The 15,055-nt window shown below is 71.2% G+C and carries 19 protein-coding genes and 1 pseudogene; 12 read left to right on the top strand and 8 right to left on the bottom strand.

Annotated features, from left to right (window positions below; translation table 11 throughout):
* Positions 1–120 precede the first annotated feature (120 nt).
* The gene (locus ACFYW1_RS15360; protein ID WP_388991793.1) at positions 121–510 is read left to right on the top strand and encodes a VOC family protein; all 390 of its coding nucleotides are present in this window, start codon (positions 121–123) and stop codon (positions 508–510) included.
* 99 nt (positions 511–609) lie between these two features.
* Here the strand turns inward: ACFYW1_RS15360 and ACFYW1_RS15355 are convergent, their stop codons facing one another.
* The 3 genes from ACFYW1_RS15355 to ACFYW1_RS15345 are packed head-to-tail and all read right to left on the bottom strand — an operon-like array spanning position 610 to position 1,540.
* Positions 610–1,026: a hypothetical protein gene (locus ACFYW1_RS15355; RefSeq protein ID WP_388991790.1), complete on the bottom strand. Its 417-nt coding sequence runs from the start codon at positions 1,024–1,026 to the stop codon at positions 610–612.
* Complete coding sequence (locus ACFYW1_RS15350; RefSeq protein WP_388990673.1) at positions 1,023–1,277, bottom strand: hypothetical protein; 255 nt, start codon at positions 1,275–1,277, stop codon at positions 1,023–1,025. The genes ACFYW1_RS15355 and ACFYW1_RS15350 overlap by 4 nt, the downstream gene beginning before the upstream one ends.
* A 2-nt stretch (positions 1,278–1,279) precedes the next feature.
* Positions 1,280–1,540: a hypothetical protein gene (locus tag ACFYW1_RS15345; RefSeq protein ID WP_388991787.1), complete on the bottom strand. Its 261-nt coding sequence runs from the start codon at positions 1,538–1,540 to the stop codon at positions 1,280–1,282.
* 107 nt (positions 1,541–1,647) lie between these two features.
* On the opposite strand from ACFYW1_RS15345, the gene ACFYW1_RS15340 reads away from it, so the two are divergent.
* The 5 genes and pseudogenes from ACFYW1_RS15340 to ACFYW1_RS15320 form a co-directional block, all read left to right on the top strand.
* Entirely contained in the window at positions 1,648–2,484 is an 837-nt protein-coding gene (locus ACFYW1_RS15340; protein WP_388991784.1) for a helix-turn-helix domain-containing protein, read from the top strand.
* Complete coding sequence (locus ACFYW1_RS15335; protein WP_388991781.1) at positions 2,481–2,690, top strand: DUF397 domain-containing protein; 210 nt, start codon at positions 2,481–2,483, stop codon at positions 2,688–2,690. The genes ACFYW1_RS15340 and ACFYW1_RS15335 overlap by 4 nt, the downstream gene beginning before the upstream one ends.
* Positions 2,691–2,831: 141 nt before the next feature.
* A complete protein-coding gene (locus ACFYW1_RS15330; RefSeq protein ID WP_388991778.1) occupies positions 2,832–3,041 on the top strand; it encodes a DUF397 domain-containing protein in 210 nt (69 codons plus the stop codon).
* A 182-nt stretch (positions 3,042–3,223) separates the two neighbouring features.
* Entirely contained in the window at positions 3,224–4,285 is a 1,062-nt protein-coding gene (locus tag ACFYW1_RS15325) for a HEAT repeat domain-containing protein (RefSeq protein ID WP_388991775.1), read from the top strand.
* Positions 4,282–4,752 (top strand): annotated as a pseudogene (locus tag ACFYW1_RS15320) (Tn3 family transposase); the annotation flags it as partial. The gene ACFYW1_RS15325 and the pseudogene ACFYW1_RS15320, both read left to right, overlap by 4 nt.
* Before the next feature lie 137 nt (positions 4,753–4,889).
* Here the strand turns inward: ACFYW1_RS15320 and ACFYW1_RS15315 are convergent.
* Positions 4,890–5,552, bottom strand: coding sequence for a TetR/AcrR family transcriptional regulator (locus ACFYW1_RS15315; RefSeq protein WP_385603462.1), 663 nt, complete (start codon positions 5,550–5,552; stop codon positions 4,890–4,892).
* Between the two features lie 63 nt (positions 5,553–5,615).
* On the opposite strand from ACFYW1_RS15315, the gene ACFYW1_RS15310 reads away from it, so the two are divergent.
* Both ACFYW1_RS15310 and helR read left to right on the top strand, forming a co-directional pair.
* On the top strand, positions 5,616–6,239 hold the full coding sequence (locus ACFYW1_RS15310; RefSeq protein ID WP_388991771.1) for a class I SAM-dependent methyltransferase: 624 nt from the start codon (positions 5,616–5,618) through the stop codon (positions 6,237–6,239).
* 322 nt (positions 6,240–6,561) lie between these two features.
* A complete protein-coding gene (helR, locus tag ACFYW1_RS15305) occupies positions 6,562–8,721 on the top strand; it encodes an RNA polymerase recycling motor ATPase HelR (protein WP_388991768.1) in 2,160 nt (719 codons plus the stop codon).
* A 136-nt stretch (positions 8,722–8,857) separates the two neighbouring features.
* On the opposite strand, the gene ACFYW1_RS15300 is transcribed toward helR, so the two are convergent.
* Positions 8,858–10,045 carry a flavin-containing monooxygenase gene (locus ACFYW1_RS15300; protein ID WP_388991765.1) on the bottom strand — a complete coding sequence of 396 codons (1,188 nt, stop codon included), beginning with the start codon at positions 10,043–10,045 and terminating at the stop codon, positions 8,858–8,860.
* Between the two features lie 182 nt (positions 10,046–10,227).
* Here ACFYW1_RS15300 and ACFYW1_RS15295 point away from each other — a divergent pair, with 182 nt between their 5' ends.
* Both ACFYW1_RS15295 and ACFYW1_RS15290 read left to right on the top strand, forming a co-directional pair.
* Positions 10,228–10,680 carry a DoxX family protein gene (locus ACFYW1_RS15295; protein WP_388991762.1) on the top strand — a complete coding sequence of 151 codons (453 nt, stop codon included), beginning with the start codon at positions 10,228–10,230 and terminating at the stop codon, positions 10,678–10,680.
* Positions 10,677–11,087, top strand: a complete 411-nt coding sequence (locus ACFYW1_RS15290; protein ID WP_388991759.1) for a Zn-ribbon domain-containing OB-fold protein — start codon at positions 10,677–10,679, stop codon at positions 11,085–11,087. The genes ACFYW1_RS15295 and ACFYW1_RS15290 overlap by 4 nt, the downstream gene beginning before the upstream one ends.
* A 44-nt stretch (positions 11,088–11,131) precedes the next feature.
* Here the strand turns inward: ACFYW1_RS15290 and ACFYW1_RS15285 are convergent, their stop codons facing one another.
* The 3 genes from ACFYW1_RS15285 to htpX form a co-directional block, all read right to left on the bottom strand.
* Entirely contained in the window at positions 11,132–11,710 is a 579-nt protein-coding gene (locus ACFYW1_RS15285) for a DUF1707 domain-containing protein (protein ID WP_388991756.1), read from the bottom strand.
* Positions 11,711–11,769: 59 nt separating this feature from the next.
* Positions 11,770–12,354, bottom strand: coding sequence for a hypothetical protein (locus ACFYW1_RS15280; protein WP_388991753.1), 585 nt, complete (start codon positions 12,352–12,354; stop codon positions 11,770–11,772).
* Positions 12,355–12,427: 73 nt separating this feature from the next.
* On the bottom strand, positions 12,428–13,339 hold the full coding sequence (htpX, locus tag ACFYW1_RS15275) for a zinc metalloprotease HtpX (RefSeq protein WP_388991750.1): 912 nt from the start codon (positions 13,337–13,339) through the stop codon (positions 12,428–12,430).
* A 251-nt stretch (positions 13,340–13,590) separates the two neighbouring features.
* Here htpX and ACFYW1_RS15270 point away from each other — a divergent pair, with 251 nt between their 5' ends.
* Together ACFYW1_RS15270 and ACFYW1_RS15265 are read left to right on the top strand one after the other, a co-directional pair.
* On the top strand, positions 13,591–14,787 hold the full coding sequence (locus ACFYW1_RS15270; RefSeq protein ID WP_388991747.1) for a cytochrome P450: 1,197 nt from the start codon (positions 13,591–13,593) through the stop codon (positions 14,785–14,787).
* A 50-nt stretch (positions 14,788–14,837) separates the two neighbouring features.
* Positions 14,838–15,026 (top strand): ferredoxin, encoded by a 189-nt coding sequence (locus tag ACFYW1_RS15265; RefSeq protein WP_283853285.1) that lies wholly within the window; start codon positions 14,838–14,840, stop codon positions 15,024–15,026.
* The last annotated feature ends 29 nt before the right edge of the window (positions 15,027–15,055 follow it).

The raw sequence follows: 15,055 nt of genomic DNA, 5'->3' as shown, positions 1-15,055 counted from the left end.
CATGGGGTGGAGCGCGTGGAGCTGGGCTGTTCCCCGTGGTAGGGTCCACGACAACATCGCGTGTCGGTCACCGGCTGGGTGAGGCATGGAGGTGTCGGGACATGCCGTCGGAGGCATTCCTTGTCAGTTGAGTTGAACCACACGATCGTCCACGCCCGGAACAACCGGGAGTCCGCAGAATTCTTCGCGAATCTGCTCGGCCTTGAGATCACCGCAGAGTGGGGCCCGTTCATCGCGGTCGGCCTGAGCAATGGCGTCACACTGGACTTCGCCACTGTCCCCGCGGACACCATCACCCCTCAGCACTACGCCTTCTTGGTTTCCGAGGAGGAGTTCGACGCGGCGTACGCGCAGATCAGTCAGCGCGGCATCGAGCACTACGCCGACCCCCAGCGGAAGCAGCCCGGCGCGATCAACCACAACGACGGTGGTCGCGGCGTGTACTTCATGGATCCGGCGGGCCACGCCATGGAACTCATCACCGTTCCGTACGGCGGCTGGCCCTCGTAACCACATGCATCGAGGGCCGCACTCCCGGAGTGGAGTGCGGCCCTCGACCGCTGTTTGCCCCCATGTGATCGCCGCCGAAGCCCTGCGGTACCGGCCCCGTCACCCGGCCGGGGGAGCCTCGGGTCGTACGGAGAGGGTGTAGGTGCAGTCGGCGTCGGGGACGACGACGAGGAGCGGGTGGCCGTTCTTGAGGTGGGCGTGGGCGGCGCGCTGGCCCTGCTGGTCCCGGTACCAGGCGCGGAGCTCGGCGCTGTGGTCGGGGCTGGGGGTGCCGGGGGTGTCGGGGAGGCGCATGGAGGGCTGGACCCAGGCGGAGTGGTGGGAGTCGGGGTCGAGCCGGTCCACGATCCACAATGCCTGCCCGCCCAGCCACCGCACGGCGAGCACGGGAGAGATGGTCCGGAAGGTCCCCAGCACGTACCGGGCCGTGTACCCGATCCCGTACACCGGCCCCTCCGCCACCGCCTCACACCAATAACTCCCCGGCTGCGCAAGGTTGTTGGTGTCGGTGTTCATGCGGGGCCGTCCATCCACATCACCCACGGCCGCTCGACCGTCTCGGCGAAGCCGGTGTGATCGGGATTGGCCCGCCAGTGCCCGAACGCCCACTCCTGCGCCCGTGAGGGGTCGGTGAACGCGGCGGAATGCGCCCCGCACTCGTCGTCGAAATCATCCAGCGCGACGCACCGGAACCGATGGGTGACCGGCGGCGCGTCCGGCTCGGTGTCGGGCCGCAGCACCCACTTCACGAACCGGAACCTGCGCACGCTCACAGAATCCGCCCCGCGCTGCGGGCATTGCACCGCGCGATCTCGGCCCGCAACCGCTCCATGGGCTCCGGAGCCCGTACGTTCGCCGGCTCGGCCTCCCACTCCGTACCGCCGCACACCGGCCGTAACGACCAGTACGGACCGGACACACCCCGGAACTCACCCACCCGGTTCCGGTGACCGGTATCCACCAACAGCGTTCCGGTAAGCGGGACTTGTGGGGGTTCTTGTTGGGTGGGGGGAATGTCTTCTTCGGGCATCGTCAACTCCGCTCCGTAGCGATCCCACTACCAAGGCGATTCAGGGTGACCTACAGTCGGAACCCGATCAACGTGCCGAACCTGGATGGAAGGTTGGTGATAATCCTTTGAACCGCAAGGAGTTGAACCCGGACAGTTCCCCGGGGGCGGCCTTCGGTGCACGTCTTCGCAGCTCACGTGAGGAGCGCTGCTGGACGCAGGAGGACTTGTCCGACCGGATGGGGTACTCCAGCACCCATATTTCGGCGGTCGAAACCAGTCGGAAACTTCCGACCTTGCGTTTCTCGCGGAGTGCGGACCGTGCTTTCGGCACTGGAGATACAGCTGACACGTTCGAACGCCAGTACCGGGAGATTCAGCACGGCTCACTGCTGGAGGGCTTCCCGGAATACGTCGGTTACGAGGGCCGGGCTGCGGAGGTCCGGGTGTACGAAGTGGGCGTCGTGCCCGGCCTGCTCCAGACGCCCGAGTACGCGACCGTGCTCGCGGAGAGCGCCGTCAAGCGAGGGGCGATCACCAGCGACCAGGCGAAGGAGCGGATCTCGCTCGTCGCTGAGCGGCAGGCCGCGCTCGCCCGCACACACCCGCCGTTGATCCTGATGGTGTTGGACGAAAGCTGTATCCGTCGCCCCATCGGTGGACCCGAAGTCATGGACGCTCAGTTGGCGCGGCTGATCGAGTTCGCCAGGATGCCCAACACCGTGCTTCAGATCGCTCCGTTCGACATGGCGGAGCACCGTCCATTTGACCTGCCTCTGTATGTGCTGACGATGCCGGATCGCCAGCTCATGTCGTACGCCGAGTCTTCCCACCGGGGCCATCTCGACCGGGAAAGCGCTTCGGTGGTCCCCTTGTTGACGGCCTACCATCAACTACAGGCCGAGGCGCTCTCGCAAGCCGCCTCCGTGGCCATGATCAGCCAGTTACGAAAGGGCTCTCCGTGACGACCGAATCCCCCCTCTGGTTCAAATCTTCGTACAGCAACAACGGCGGTGCCTGCATCGAGGTCGCCGCCAACCTCGTCGCCTCGTGTGGCGTCGTTCCCGTCCGTGACTCCAAGGACCCGCACGGCCCCGTCCTGAACACGTCCCCCGTCTCCTTCGCCAGCTTCGTGGCGGGTGTCAAGGCCGGAGAGTTCGGCGCCGTCTGATACCGGCAGGTCCAGCGCGTCCGATTCGAGAGCACCCCGCCGCACAACATGCGGTGGGGTGCTCTCGTTGTTGTTGGTTTGTTCTCTCGGCCCGGAGGGCACCTGGCCCCGGACACGACTCCGGACTCGAAAGGGCTCCCCGTGACGACTGAATCCCCCCTCTGGTTCAAATCCTCGTACAGCAGCAATGGCGGTGCCTGCATCGAGGTCGCCGCCAACCTCGCCACCTCGCTCGGCGTCGTCCCCGTCCGTGACTCCAAGAACCCGCACGGCCCCGTCCTGAACACGTCCCCCGTCTCCTTCGCCACCTTCGTGGCGGGTGTCAAGGCCGGAGAGTTCGGCGCCGTCTGATATCGGCAGGTGCAGTGAGTGTGATCCGAGAGTGTCCCGCCATGCAGTGAGTGGCGGGACACTCTCGTTCTCACCGTCGCCCTACCGCCCCACCGCCGGAGCGGTGGGGCGGAGTGCCGGTACGGGCGGGGGCGGCGGGGAAAATCAGTGCCCGGTACAGGGCCCCCGGCGAGAATGCGCACATGGACAACACGGCGGGGATGGCCGGGCACTTGATGGCTGCGGCGCGAGTGGCGGCGGGCTCGGGGGAGGACCTCGACGAGCATGCCTACTGGAGGCTGGTCCGGGAGACCGCGGAGGGGGAGAGCGGGGAGGACCGGGCGAGTGCGTTGCACTGTGGGGCGGGGTTGCTGCGGTCGGCCGAGGCCCTGGGGCGGAAGGTGGGCTGCGACCTGGTGGGAAACGTGGCCGACGCGCACGAGGCCCTGCGCGGCGAGGCGGCAACCGCCCTGATGGCGCTGGCCGAGGTGGAGACGGAGACCTGCGTGCTGTCGTCCCTCGTCTGCGGCCTGGGCCGGGCGAAGGACCCGCGCGCCGTTCCCGTACTGGTGAGGCTTTCCGGACACGAGGACGCCGACCTGAGGCGTCAGGTCGCCTCGGAGCTCACCTTCGTCAACAGCGGGCTGCCCGACGGGCCCGACGTCCGGGCGCTGATCCGGCTCACCCGGGACCGGGACCCCGAGGTTCGCAACTGGGCGGCCTTCACGCTGGGATTCCAGCTGGACCAGGACACGACCGCCATCAGGGACGCACTGTGGGAGTGCACCACCGATGAGCACGGCGAGGTCCGGGAAGAGGGCGCGCGGGGGCTGGCCAGGCGGCACGATCCACGGGCCGTCCCGCTGATTGCGCGGCTGCTGGAATCCGACGACGGGGCCCACGTCTTCACCCTCGACGCGGCGGAGATCCTGGGCGTTCCCGAACTCCTGCCGGCTCTGGCCGCCTACGAGCCCGACCCGGCCGAGGCCGACCGGGCCGTCGCGGCCTGCGACCCGGTGCGGCGGGTCCGGATGGAGGACGACGCCTGGGCGGTCGTCGTGGAGCTGGAACGGCTGCGCCCCGACCTCGGGGCGGCGCTCAGCTCACCGCGCTACGCGTCGGTGCACGGGATGGAAGTGACCCACCGGGGGACGGCCGACGCGGCCTACGACGTGGCCGCGCTGCTCGCCCGCGTCGGCGGGGACCCGGTACGGGCGGCCGAGTCGGTGGTGGCCGACCTCACCGGTTCCGCCGGGCCGGGGTGAAGCTGAACGTGTCCGAACTGGGCGCACTGGGTGAACCGAGGCCGTCGGCGTGGCCACGGGGGCGGGTGGAGAAGACGCTTCCGAAGATCGACCTGCCGGAGCCGCTGTTCGAGGTGCACGGCTGGACCGGGTTCCTGGACGCCTTGGTGCACCTGGGCGACGGCACGACCCGCATGAGGGATCTGACCACCTCACTGGTGGCCCTTCTGGTCTCGGAGGCGTGCAACATCGGCATGACCCCGATCATCCAACCCCGCACATGAGGCGCTTCACCGTTCCCGGCCGGTGCACGTCGACCAGTTCTGCCTGCGGGTCGGCATCATTGCCGCGGCGAACGCCGCACTGATCGAGGCGCAGGGCCGGGTGCCGATCGTGCGGTACCGGGGCGACGGCCTTGCCGGCCCCGGCCGACGGGCTACGGGTTCCTCGTTCCCGTCCGCACCATCAACGCCGCCCCGCGTCCCCGAAGGGCTTCGGACGCGAGGGCCGCCCGAACCCGCTGGGGCAGGCATTCGCCGAGTACGGGCGGATCGCCGAGGCCGGGCACGTGCTCCGCGTCGTCGACCCGGTCGACGACACCTGCCGCCGCCGAAGGACCGGTGGCCTACTCGGGGTCTGCGCAGAGGTGGGCAGTCAGGGCCACACATGCCCACTCCTCCCAGGCTTCGGGGGACCAGCCCCGGTCGCGGACAAAGATCAGGTACAGCTCCGGACTGAGCAGCCCGTACAGCAGGTCGGCGGCGCGGGCGGTGTCGACCTCGGGGCGGGCGTCGGGCTTGGAGGTCAGTGCCTTCGCCGCAGCGTGCTGGACGGTGTAGCGCGGGTCGGGGTGGGCGGGCCACTGCGCGGCGATCTCCGGGTCCGTGGCCGCCGCAGCCGCGATCAGCGGCATGATCGGGGCGACCCGGCCGAGGATGTCACGTACGCCCCGCACGTGGGCGCGCAGCTGCCCGGCCGCGGTGGGCTCGGCGCACGCGGCGCGGAACCAGTCGCGGTCCATCGTGGCGACCGGTTCGACGTCGCCCGCGATGGACGTGTCGACGACGTCCTTGAACAGCGCGCGCTTGTTGCGGAAGACGAAGTACACGGTCTGGACGGCCACACCCGCGCGATCCGCCACCTCCTGAAGGCTTGTCACGCCGTACCCCTGCGCGACGAACAGGTCCCGTGCCGCCGCGACGATCTTCTCGCGGGTACGCCGCGAGCGCTCGGCCCGCTTGTCGGGGCGCTTGACGTTCTGTCCATCGGATCCCTTGACCGCATCCATGTCGAGAGTCTATCTCTAGAGTCAGTCACTGGAGTTGAACTCTAGATTCTTGGAGAGGTAGCGATGAGCAAGAATCGGACGGCTGCGGAGCTCGACCAAGAGGCGGCTGTGCGCAGCGTGCTGGAGGACTTCTACCGGGACGGCAAGCCACCGTGGGACAGCGGCGTCACGCCGCCCGAGCTGGTGGCCCTGGTGGAGGGGCCCGGCGCGCTGATGCCGGGCCAGGCGCTCGAACTCGGCTGCGGCACCGGGACCAACGCGGTGTACCTGGCCCGGCACGGCTGGCGGGTGGCGGCCGTCGACCTGGTCGACCGCGCGGTTCGGCAGGCTCGGGAGAAGGCCGACGCGGCCGGAGCGGACGTCACGGTGCTGTGCGGAGACGCCACCCGGCTCGACGAGGTGGGCGTGCACGGCCCGTACGATCTGTTCTTCGACCTGAGCTGCTACTGCGGGATTCCGCCGCACCGCCGCGACGCCTACGCCGCCGGTCTCACCGAGCGTGCCGCCCCCGGTGCGCGATTGCTGATGTTCGGCTACGGGCCCGGGGCGTTCGACGACTCGTGGTCCGGCGTCACCGCGGACGAACTCCGCGCCAGGTTCGCCGGGTGGCAGCTGGTCGACGTGACGCCCGGCACGAACCCCGTCCCGACGTTCTGGTTCACGCTGCACCGCGCCGCCACGGCGTGAGCTCAGTCATACCGGGCACCTTCGGGCCACGGACACCGCGTGCGGTCAGGCGGCATTGGCGGCAGAACATCACGACTGCCCGAACGGTGACGTTCCCGCCGACGGCACCTGCCGTACCCGGGGCGGGAAGATCGCCGCGATGCGGGGTCCGGCCTCGGGGCCGGGCCTCGGCTCCGGCGTACGGGAAGGGCAGGAGGAGTACCCACTCCTTGCCACTCTCAAGCTATAGCGCACGGGGGGACTTGCGGCAAGGCCCCCAAGATGGCGCAGAATCTCCGTTCTCAAGCGGTCCCGCAGTGGACCCGGAATCGGAGAAGACGCCGTGAACCCCCTCGCCACCAGTGCTTTCGACCTTCCCGAGCGTCTCGCGGCCAAGGCCGACCCGGCGCTGACCGCCCGCGACGAGGAACACTTCGCGGCCATCGCGCGGTGCCTCGACGAGACGATCGCCGAACTGTCCGACCGGCTCGACGCCGAACGCAGGGCGCCCGGCGGTGCGGGGCGGCAGGCGATGGACCGGGACCTGGAGATCCACCGGCTGTCCTCCCGGCTGCGCGCGCTGCGCCGCTTCGGCCTGGACCTGTGCCTGGGGCACATGGTCGGCGCGGACGGCTCCGAGCCCCTGTACGTCGGACGGCTCGGCCTCACCGACAGCACGGGGCGCCGGCTGCTGATCGACTGGCGCTCCCCCGCCGCCGAGCCGTTCTTCGGGGCCACCCACGCCAACCCGATGGGTCTGGCGAGCCGCCGCAGGTACCGCTGGACCCGGGGGAGGATCAGCGACTACTGGGACGAGGTGTTCACCCCGGACGCGTTCGCCGGGCACGCCGCGCTCGACGACCAGTCCGCCTTCATCGCCAGCCTCGGCAGCAACCGCTCGGAGCGGATGCGGGACGTGCTCGGCACCATCCAGGCCGACCAGGACGCCATCATCCGGGCGGGGGCCCGCGGGGCGCTCGTCGTCGACGGCGGGCCGGGCACGGGCAAGACCGTCGTCGCCCTGCACCGTTCCGCCTACCTCCTGCACTCCGACCCCCGCCTGGGGCACCGGCGGGGCGGCGTGCTGTTCGTCGGCCCGCACGAGCCCTACCTGGGGTACGTCGCCGACGTCCTGCCCAGCCTCGGCGAGGAGGGCGTACAGACCTGCACCCTGCGGGACCTCGTCGCCGAGGGGGCCGGGGCCACGGCCGAGACCGACCCGGACGCGGCCCGGCTGAAGTCGTCCGCGCGGCTGGTGCGGGCGGTCGAGGCGGCCGTCCGGTTCTACGAGGAACCGCCCGCCCGGGGCATGACGGTCACGACCCACTGGTCCGGCATCGAGCTGACCGCCGAGGACTGGGCCGTGGCCTTCGAGGCGGCGGACCCCGGCACCCCGCACAACGAGGCGCGCGACCAGGTCTGGGAGGAGCTGCTCACGATCCTGATGGACAAGCACGACGGCGACGCCCCGGCCGAGCTGCTGCGCAGGTCGCTGACGCGGAACCGGGAACTGGTCACGGCCTTCAACCGTGCGTGGCCGCTGCTGGAGGCGGCCGACGTGGTCGGGGACCTGTGGTCGGTACCCGCGTACCTGCGCCGGTGTGCGCCCTGGCTCGGCCCCGACGAGGTACGGCTGTTGCAGCGGGCGGACGCCCGGGCCTGGACGGTGTCCGACCTGCCGTTCCTGGACGCGGCGCGGCAGCGGATCGGCGACCCGGAGGCGGCCCGGCGCAGACGTCGGCACAAGGCGTCCGTGGCCGCCGAGCGCGAGCAGATGGCCAAGGTCGTCGACTCCCTGATCGCGGCCGACCCCGACGGCGAGGGCGTGATGACGATGCTGCACGGCCAGGACATGAAGGACACCCTGGTCGACGGGAGCGAGGTGTCCGGCACCGAACCGGACCTGCTCGCCGGTCCGTTCGCGCACGTCGTCGTGGACGAGGCCCAGGAGCTGACCGACGCGGAGTGGCAGATGCTGCTGCTGCGCTGCCCGTCCCGGAGCTTCACCATCGTCGGGGACCGGGCCCAGGCCCGGCACGGGTTCACGGAGTCGTGGCAGGAGCGGCTGGAGCGGGTCGGGATCGACCGGATCGACCTGGCCTCCCTGAGCGTCAACTACCGGACGCCGGAGGAGATCATGACGGAGGCCGAGCCGGTGATCCGGGCCGTGCTCCCGGACGCCAATGTGCCGACCTCCATCCGGGCCGGTGGCGTACCCGTCGTGCACGGACCTGTCTCGGAGCTTCGCCCGGTCCTGGACGCCTGGCTCGCCGCCCACGACGAGGGCACCGCCTGTGTCATCGGCGATGCCGCGTTCCGGGCGACGTTCCGGGCGACGTCCCGGGTCCGGGCGCTGACCCCGGAGCTGTCCAAGGGGCTCGAATTCGACCTGGTCGTCCTCGTCGACCCGGAGTCGTTCGGCGAGGGCGTCGAAGGGGCGGTCGACCGCTACGTCGCGATGACCCGCGCGACCCGGCAGCTCGTCGTCCTGACGAGCTCCTGACGGGCTCCTGGCGGCGCTGTGCGGTGCCGGGGTCCGGTCCGTCCGGTGCCGGGCTCCGGTCCGGGCTCGGGAAGGGGCCGGCCGGGACGGGCGCGGTCACCGCGGCGGCCGGGGAAGCCGGGCCGGAGCGGTTCGGCTACTTCCCGGAGGCCAGCTTCTTCGCTATCTTCCCGGCGTCCAGGGCCAGTTCGCGCAGCATGCCGCTGATCGGGTTGGTGAAGCCGGTGAAGTACAGGCCGGGGGCCTGCCGGGGGGTGCGGGCGCCGTGCACCACCGGGCGGCCCCGGGCGTCCAGCACGTCGAGGTGGCCGACCAGTCCCTCCAGGGCCTGCCGGTAGCCGGTCGCCGCGATCACCGCGTCCGGGGTGATCCGTTCCCCGTCGGCCAGCACCACCGCGTCCCCGTCGAACGACTCGACGGCCGCGACCGGCACCACCCGGCCGCCCTGCACCGCGTCGATCAGCCCCACGTCCTGCACCGGGATGGCGCCCTGCCTGGCCCGGGTGTACAGGCCGGTGTCCGGGCGCGGCAGCCCGTGCTCGGTGAGGTCGGGCACGGCGAACCGGGTCATGGCGCCCGCCGCCCGGTCCACCAGCCGGACCGGCAGCCGGCGGGCCAGCACGCCGTTCGCCTGGGCGGGCCAGCCCGCCGTCGAGCGGCGCACGATGTGCGGCGCGGTGCGCACCGCGATCCGTACCCGGGCCGCCCCGCCCTCCACCAGGTCGACGGCGATCTCCGCCCCCGTGTTGCCGATCCCGACGACGAGGACGTCCTTGCCCGCGTAGGGGGCGGCGTCGCGGTACTCGGCGGCGTGCACCAGATCACCGGTGAAGCCGTCGCGGCCGGACCAGTCGGGCAGCCGCGGGGTGTGGTTGAAGCCGGTGGCGACGACGACGGCCCGGCCGGTCAGCACCCGGCCGCCGCTCGCGGTCAGCTGCCAGCCCGTGCCGTCGGGGGCGCGGTCGATCCGGGACACCTCGACGCCCGTCACCACTTCCAGCTCATGGTGTTCGACGTACTTCTCCAGGTAGCGCACCATGTCGTCCCGGGCCACCCAGCGCCCGAACCGGCGCGGCATCGCCAGGCCCGGCAGCGCGGACCAGCGGCGGGTGGTGTGCAGGTGCAGCCGGTCGTAGTGGCGGCGCCAGGAGGCGCCCACGTCCCCGGACTTCTCCAGCACCACCGCCCGTACGCCCCGCTCGCGCAGGGACGCGGCGACGGCGAGACCGCCCGGACCGCCGCCGACGACGTAGACGGGCCGGTCCTCGGTGAGAACGAGGGGGGCCGGGACGGAACCATCGGCGGTACGTGCGCTGTCGGACATGAACCGGAGCGTAATCGCGCACCCGGTTGATGGGTCTCGGTCAAGACCGGAATCGATTGCGAATTGGTCACGCCTGTCGCCCGCCCCCGGCCCGCCCCCTCACCCGCCTGCGGCACGACCCTTGCGCACGGCGGTCGTCATCAGGTGAACTGACGTACCGTCAGATTCCTTGGGGAGGCACCGTGCAGACGATCTGGCTCAGCGGAGCGGAGTGGCTGGCCGTCCTCCGGGTGGGGCTCGGCCTGTGGTGGCTGGAGAGCTGGCGGCACAAGGACAAGAAGGGCTGGTTCGAACGCGGTACGGGCATCGCCTGGGCCGCCGACGTGGCGGGCAAGCACCGGTGGCCGGTGGTGGGCAGGGGCTTCGACCGGATCGTCGCGCCGCGCCCCAAGCTCATGGCCCATGTCGTCGTGTACGCGGAACTCGCCCTGGGGCTCGGCCTGGTGACGGGGTTCCTGACCCCCGTGGCCCTGGTCGCCGGGCTGCTGCTCAACCTGCTCTACCTGGTGCTGATGATCCACGACTGGGCGGAGCAGGGGCAGAACGCGATGATGGCGCTGATCTCGCTCGTCGCGCTGTTCGCGATGGCCTGGCAGACCTGGTCCCTCGACGCGGCGATCGGACTCTTCCCGTGACCGCGGCGGCAGCACGTTTCGACCTGCCCGAGCCCGACGCCTTCACCAGGCCCTACTGGGACGCCGCGGCCCGGGGGCAGCTGCTGCTGCGCCGCTGCCGCACCTGCGGGCGGACCCACCACTACCCGCGCGAGTTCTGCCCGCACTGCTGGAGCGAGGACGTCGTCTGGCAGCCGGCGAGCGGGCGGGCCACGCTCTACACCTGGTCCGTCGTCCACCGCAACGACCTGCCGCCGTTCGGCGCCCGGGTCCCGTACGTCGCCGCCGTGGTCGATCTGGCCGAGGGGCCGCGGATGATGACGGAGATCGTGGAGTGCCCGGAGTCCGCCCTCGCCATCGGCATGGCGCTGCGGGTGACCTTCAGGCGGGAGGAGGGGCAGGAGGCCGTACCGGTCTTCCGGCCCTGAGCGGTGGACGGCGCGGGGCCTTCGGCACGCCGCTCGGTGCCGGGCTACTTGGCGTCGCGCAGCTTGCGGCGTTCGCGGAAGTTGGGGTGGCGGACGGTCACTCCGCCCATGCCGCAGGAGCCCGTCAGCCGGAGCACCGGGGCGCCGGGCGTGCCCGTGCCCCCGGTCCGGTCCTTCAGGCCGCCGATGGCGGGGTCCAGCGCCTCGGTCCGCACGGTCCAGCCCTGCGGGACCACGATCATGATCCCGCCCATCTCGCCGTACACCTCCAGCTCGACCTCGCGCGGCCGGCACTCGGCGAGGGTGAAGTCGAGCTTGACGCTCCCCATCCCCGCGTGGGCGAGGATCACCGGGGGCACCTCCCAGCGGCCCGAACGGCTCGCCCCGTGCATGCCCCCCTTGAGGACCAGCGGCTCGACCGGTACCACGGGGCCGAGGTCCTCGGTGAGCGGCGCCAACTCGGCGTGGGTCCTGGCGGACAGGGCCTGCCCGAGCCGGGTGTCCAGCTCCTCCATGTCGATGCGGCCGTCGGCCGCCGCCTCCCGCAACTGCTCGACCACCGCCTCCCGATCGGCGTCGGAAGCGCGCATACGGCCGGCGGAACGTGAGGGGTCGACAGTCATGGGGGCGATGATATGTACGGCCCGCACCGGGCGCCCCGGCCCGTCCGGCGTCCTTCGGGTCACAGCCCCGGCGCGCCCCACACCGGGAACCACCGGGCCAGGTCCCGCTCGACGCGGAGGTCGTCCCCGAGCACCGCTCTGACCTCCAGTTCCAGCTGGTTGTCGCGCCGTTCCGAACCGCCGGGCAGGGGTGCGAACGGGTAGAACGTGCCGCGCTTGTAGAGGTAGACCAGCGCCAGCGGCCGGTCCCGCTCGTCCCGGAAACCGATCAGCGAGCAGAGCAGGTGCGGGCCGAACCCGCCGTCCTGGAGCAGGGTGTTGACCGCGTGCAGGTCGTTGACCAGGCCGGCCGTGTCGTCGGGGGAGTGCTCGGCCAGCAGCCAGGTGTAGCCGTAGCCGTCCTGGCTGAACCGCACCGGGATGCCGCCGCGGCCGGTGTCGGCGTCGAGCAGTTCGCGTACGTCCTGCTGGAGGCGGTTGAAGGCGCCGCCCTCGACGCCCGCGAAACAGACCGACCCGAGACCGGTCGGGGCGAACCCGGCGCCCGCCCGGAGGGTGAGGGCCGCCGACGGCACGGCGAAGAGCTGGTCGAGGTCGGGGCGGACCGGCTTGCTGCGGCCGAGGATGGTGTCGAGAAGGCCCATGGACGTACCTCCGGACGGGTTTCGCGAGCGGGCTTCACGGACGGGCTTCATGGACGGGCTTCGCGAGCGGGCTTCACGGGCGGGCGAGGTCGGCGGAGATGCGGGCCAGCTGGTCGAGGCGCTGTTCGAGGGGCGGGTGCGAGGAGAACAGCCGGCCCAGGCTCTCCTTGGACGAGAACGCGGGGACGAAGTAGAAGGCGTTGTACGGCTCCGCCTTGCGCAGGTCCTCGGTCGGGATGCGGGCCATCTGGCCGCTCACCTTCGTGAGCGCGGAGGCGAGCGCGGAGGGGCGTCCGGTGAGCAGGGCGGCGGTGCGGTCGGCGGAGAGCTCGCGGTAGCGCGAGAGCAGCCGGGTCAGCAGGAAGCCCAGGGCGTACACGACCGCGCTGACCAGCGGGATCAGCAGGATCGCGATGCCGATGGGGTCGCTGCCGCGGCTGTTGCGGGAGAGCCCGCCCCACAGGGCGACCCGGGTGATGAGGCCGGCGAGCACGCCGAGGAACGAGGCGATCGTCATGACGGCCACGTCGCGGTGGGCGACGTGCGACATCTCGTGCGCGAGCACCCCCTCCAGCTCCGGGGGATCCAGTCTGCGCAGGAGCCCGGTGGTGGCGCAGACGAGGGCGGTCCGCTCGTTCCGGCCGGTCGCGAAGGCGTTCGGCACATCGCTCCGGGCGATGGCCACGCGCGGTTTCGGCATGTCGGCAAGAGCGCAGATCCGGTCGACGGCGCCGTGCAGCTCGGGAGCCTCCTCCGGAGTGACCTCGCGGGCCCCCATGCCGAACGCCGCGATGCGGTCGCTGAACCAGAACTGCGCGACGAACATGCCGCCGACGAGGAGCAGGATGATCGGCCAGGCACCGCGCAGCACGGCGAGCAGCACCCCGACCAGGACCACGTACAGCAGGCCGATCAGGAACATGGTGCCGACCATGCGCGTGGTCAGCCCGCGGTCCGGGGCGTAGCGGGAGCGGGTTCGGCTCATTGTCGCCTCCATTCCCCCCGACGCCTTCCATATTGCCCCTTTCGCAGGGGAAATCGGATTTCTGGAGCTGGCTCGAAAGCGTGCCCGGAGATGCTGCGGGAACATGGCAGACAGAGGTGAAAAGGATCAGGGGGGTGCCCGATCGGGCGCCGGAGGATATTTGGCCGAACATTACCTGGACCCATTAGGTGCCCCAGGCATCTAGTGGGCGGAGATCGGTAGGACTCCCTCCCCCCTTGCGAGGCTCCGACATGGCAGACGCCGACACCATCCCGTTCCCGCAGAACCGCACCTGCCCCTATCAGCCGCCCACGCAGTACCGAGGCACTTCCGGCGACCGGCGGCCGGTGTCACCCGCCCGGCTCTTCGACGGCCGGGTGGTGTGGCTGGTCACCGGACACGCCGAGGCGCGCTCCCTCCTGGTGGACCCCAGGCTGTCGTCCGACCGGGAGAACCCGGACTTCCCGCTGTTCGCCGAACGGCTGGCCGCGTCCAGCCTGCGGCGCGTGGAACTGCTCGGCGTGGACGACCCCGAGCACAACGTCCAGCGCCGGATGCTGATCCCGAGCTTCACCGTGAAGCGGACCGCGGCCCTGCGCCCGCAGATCCAGCGGACCGTGGACGGGCTGCTGGACCGGATGATCGAGCAGGGGCCGCCGGCCGACCTGGTCGGCGCCTTCGCGCTGCCGGTGCCCTCCATGGTCATCTGCGCGCTCCTCGGGGTCCCCTACGCCGACCACGAGTTCTTCGAGGCACAGTCGCGCAAGCTGCTCCGCGGCCCGGCCGCCGCCGACGTCGAGTCCGCGCGGGAGGCCCTGGACGAGTACTTCCGGGTGCTGATCGACCGGAAGCGGGCCGCCCCCGGCGAGGGACTGCTCGACGAGCTGGTCGAGAAGCAGCTGGAGACCGGGGCCGTGGACCGCGAGCAGCTGGTACGGCTGGCGGAGATCCTGCTCGTGGCCGGTCACGAGACGACCGCGAACATGATCTCGCTCGGCACGTTCACGCTGCTCCAGCACCCCGACCAGCTGGCCCGGATGCGGGACTCGGACGATCTGATGCCCTCCGCGGTCGAGGAACTGCTGCGCTTCCTGTCCATCGCCGACGGGATCTCCCGGGTGGCCGTCGAGGACATCGAGGCGGGCGGCGTGACCATCAGGAAGGGCGACGGCGTCATCCTGTCCACGTCGACGATCAACCGGGACGGGACCGCGTACGAGTCGCCGGACGAACTGGACCTCGGCCGCAACGCCCGCAACCACGTCGCCTTCGGCTTCGGGGTCCACCAGTGCCTGGGCCAGAACCTGGCCCGCGCCGAGATGGAGATCGCGCTGCGCACCCTCTGCCGGCGCCTTCCGGGGCTGCGGCTCGCGGTGCCCGCGGAGGAGGTCCCGTTCAAACCCGGGGACACCATCCAGGGGCTGATCGAAATGCCCGTGACGTGGTGAACGATTCCCGTCACGCGGTGAACGGGACCGGATCGGAAAGGAATACCGGGATGCGTATCGGCATCGACAGGGACCGGTGCATCGGCGCGGGGCAGTGCGCGCTCACCGCACCGAAGGTGTTCACCCAGGACGACGACGGATTCAGCGAGCTGCTGCCCGATTACGAGGACGCCCTGGAAGGCCCCCTCGTCAAGGAGGCGGCCCGCGCCTGCCCGGTACAGGCGATCACCGTCGACTGACGGGAGCGGGGCGGGGAGCGTCGGGCGGT

The organism is Streptomyces sp. NPDC002669, assembly GCF_042889165.1.
GTDB lineage: Bacteria > Actinomycetota > Actinomycetes > Streptomycetales > Streptomycetaceae > Streptomyces.
The sequence above is the reverse complement of the archived record's forward strand: the minus strand, read 5'-3'. Positions and strand labels throughout refer to the sequence as shown.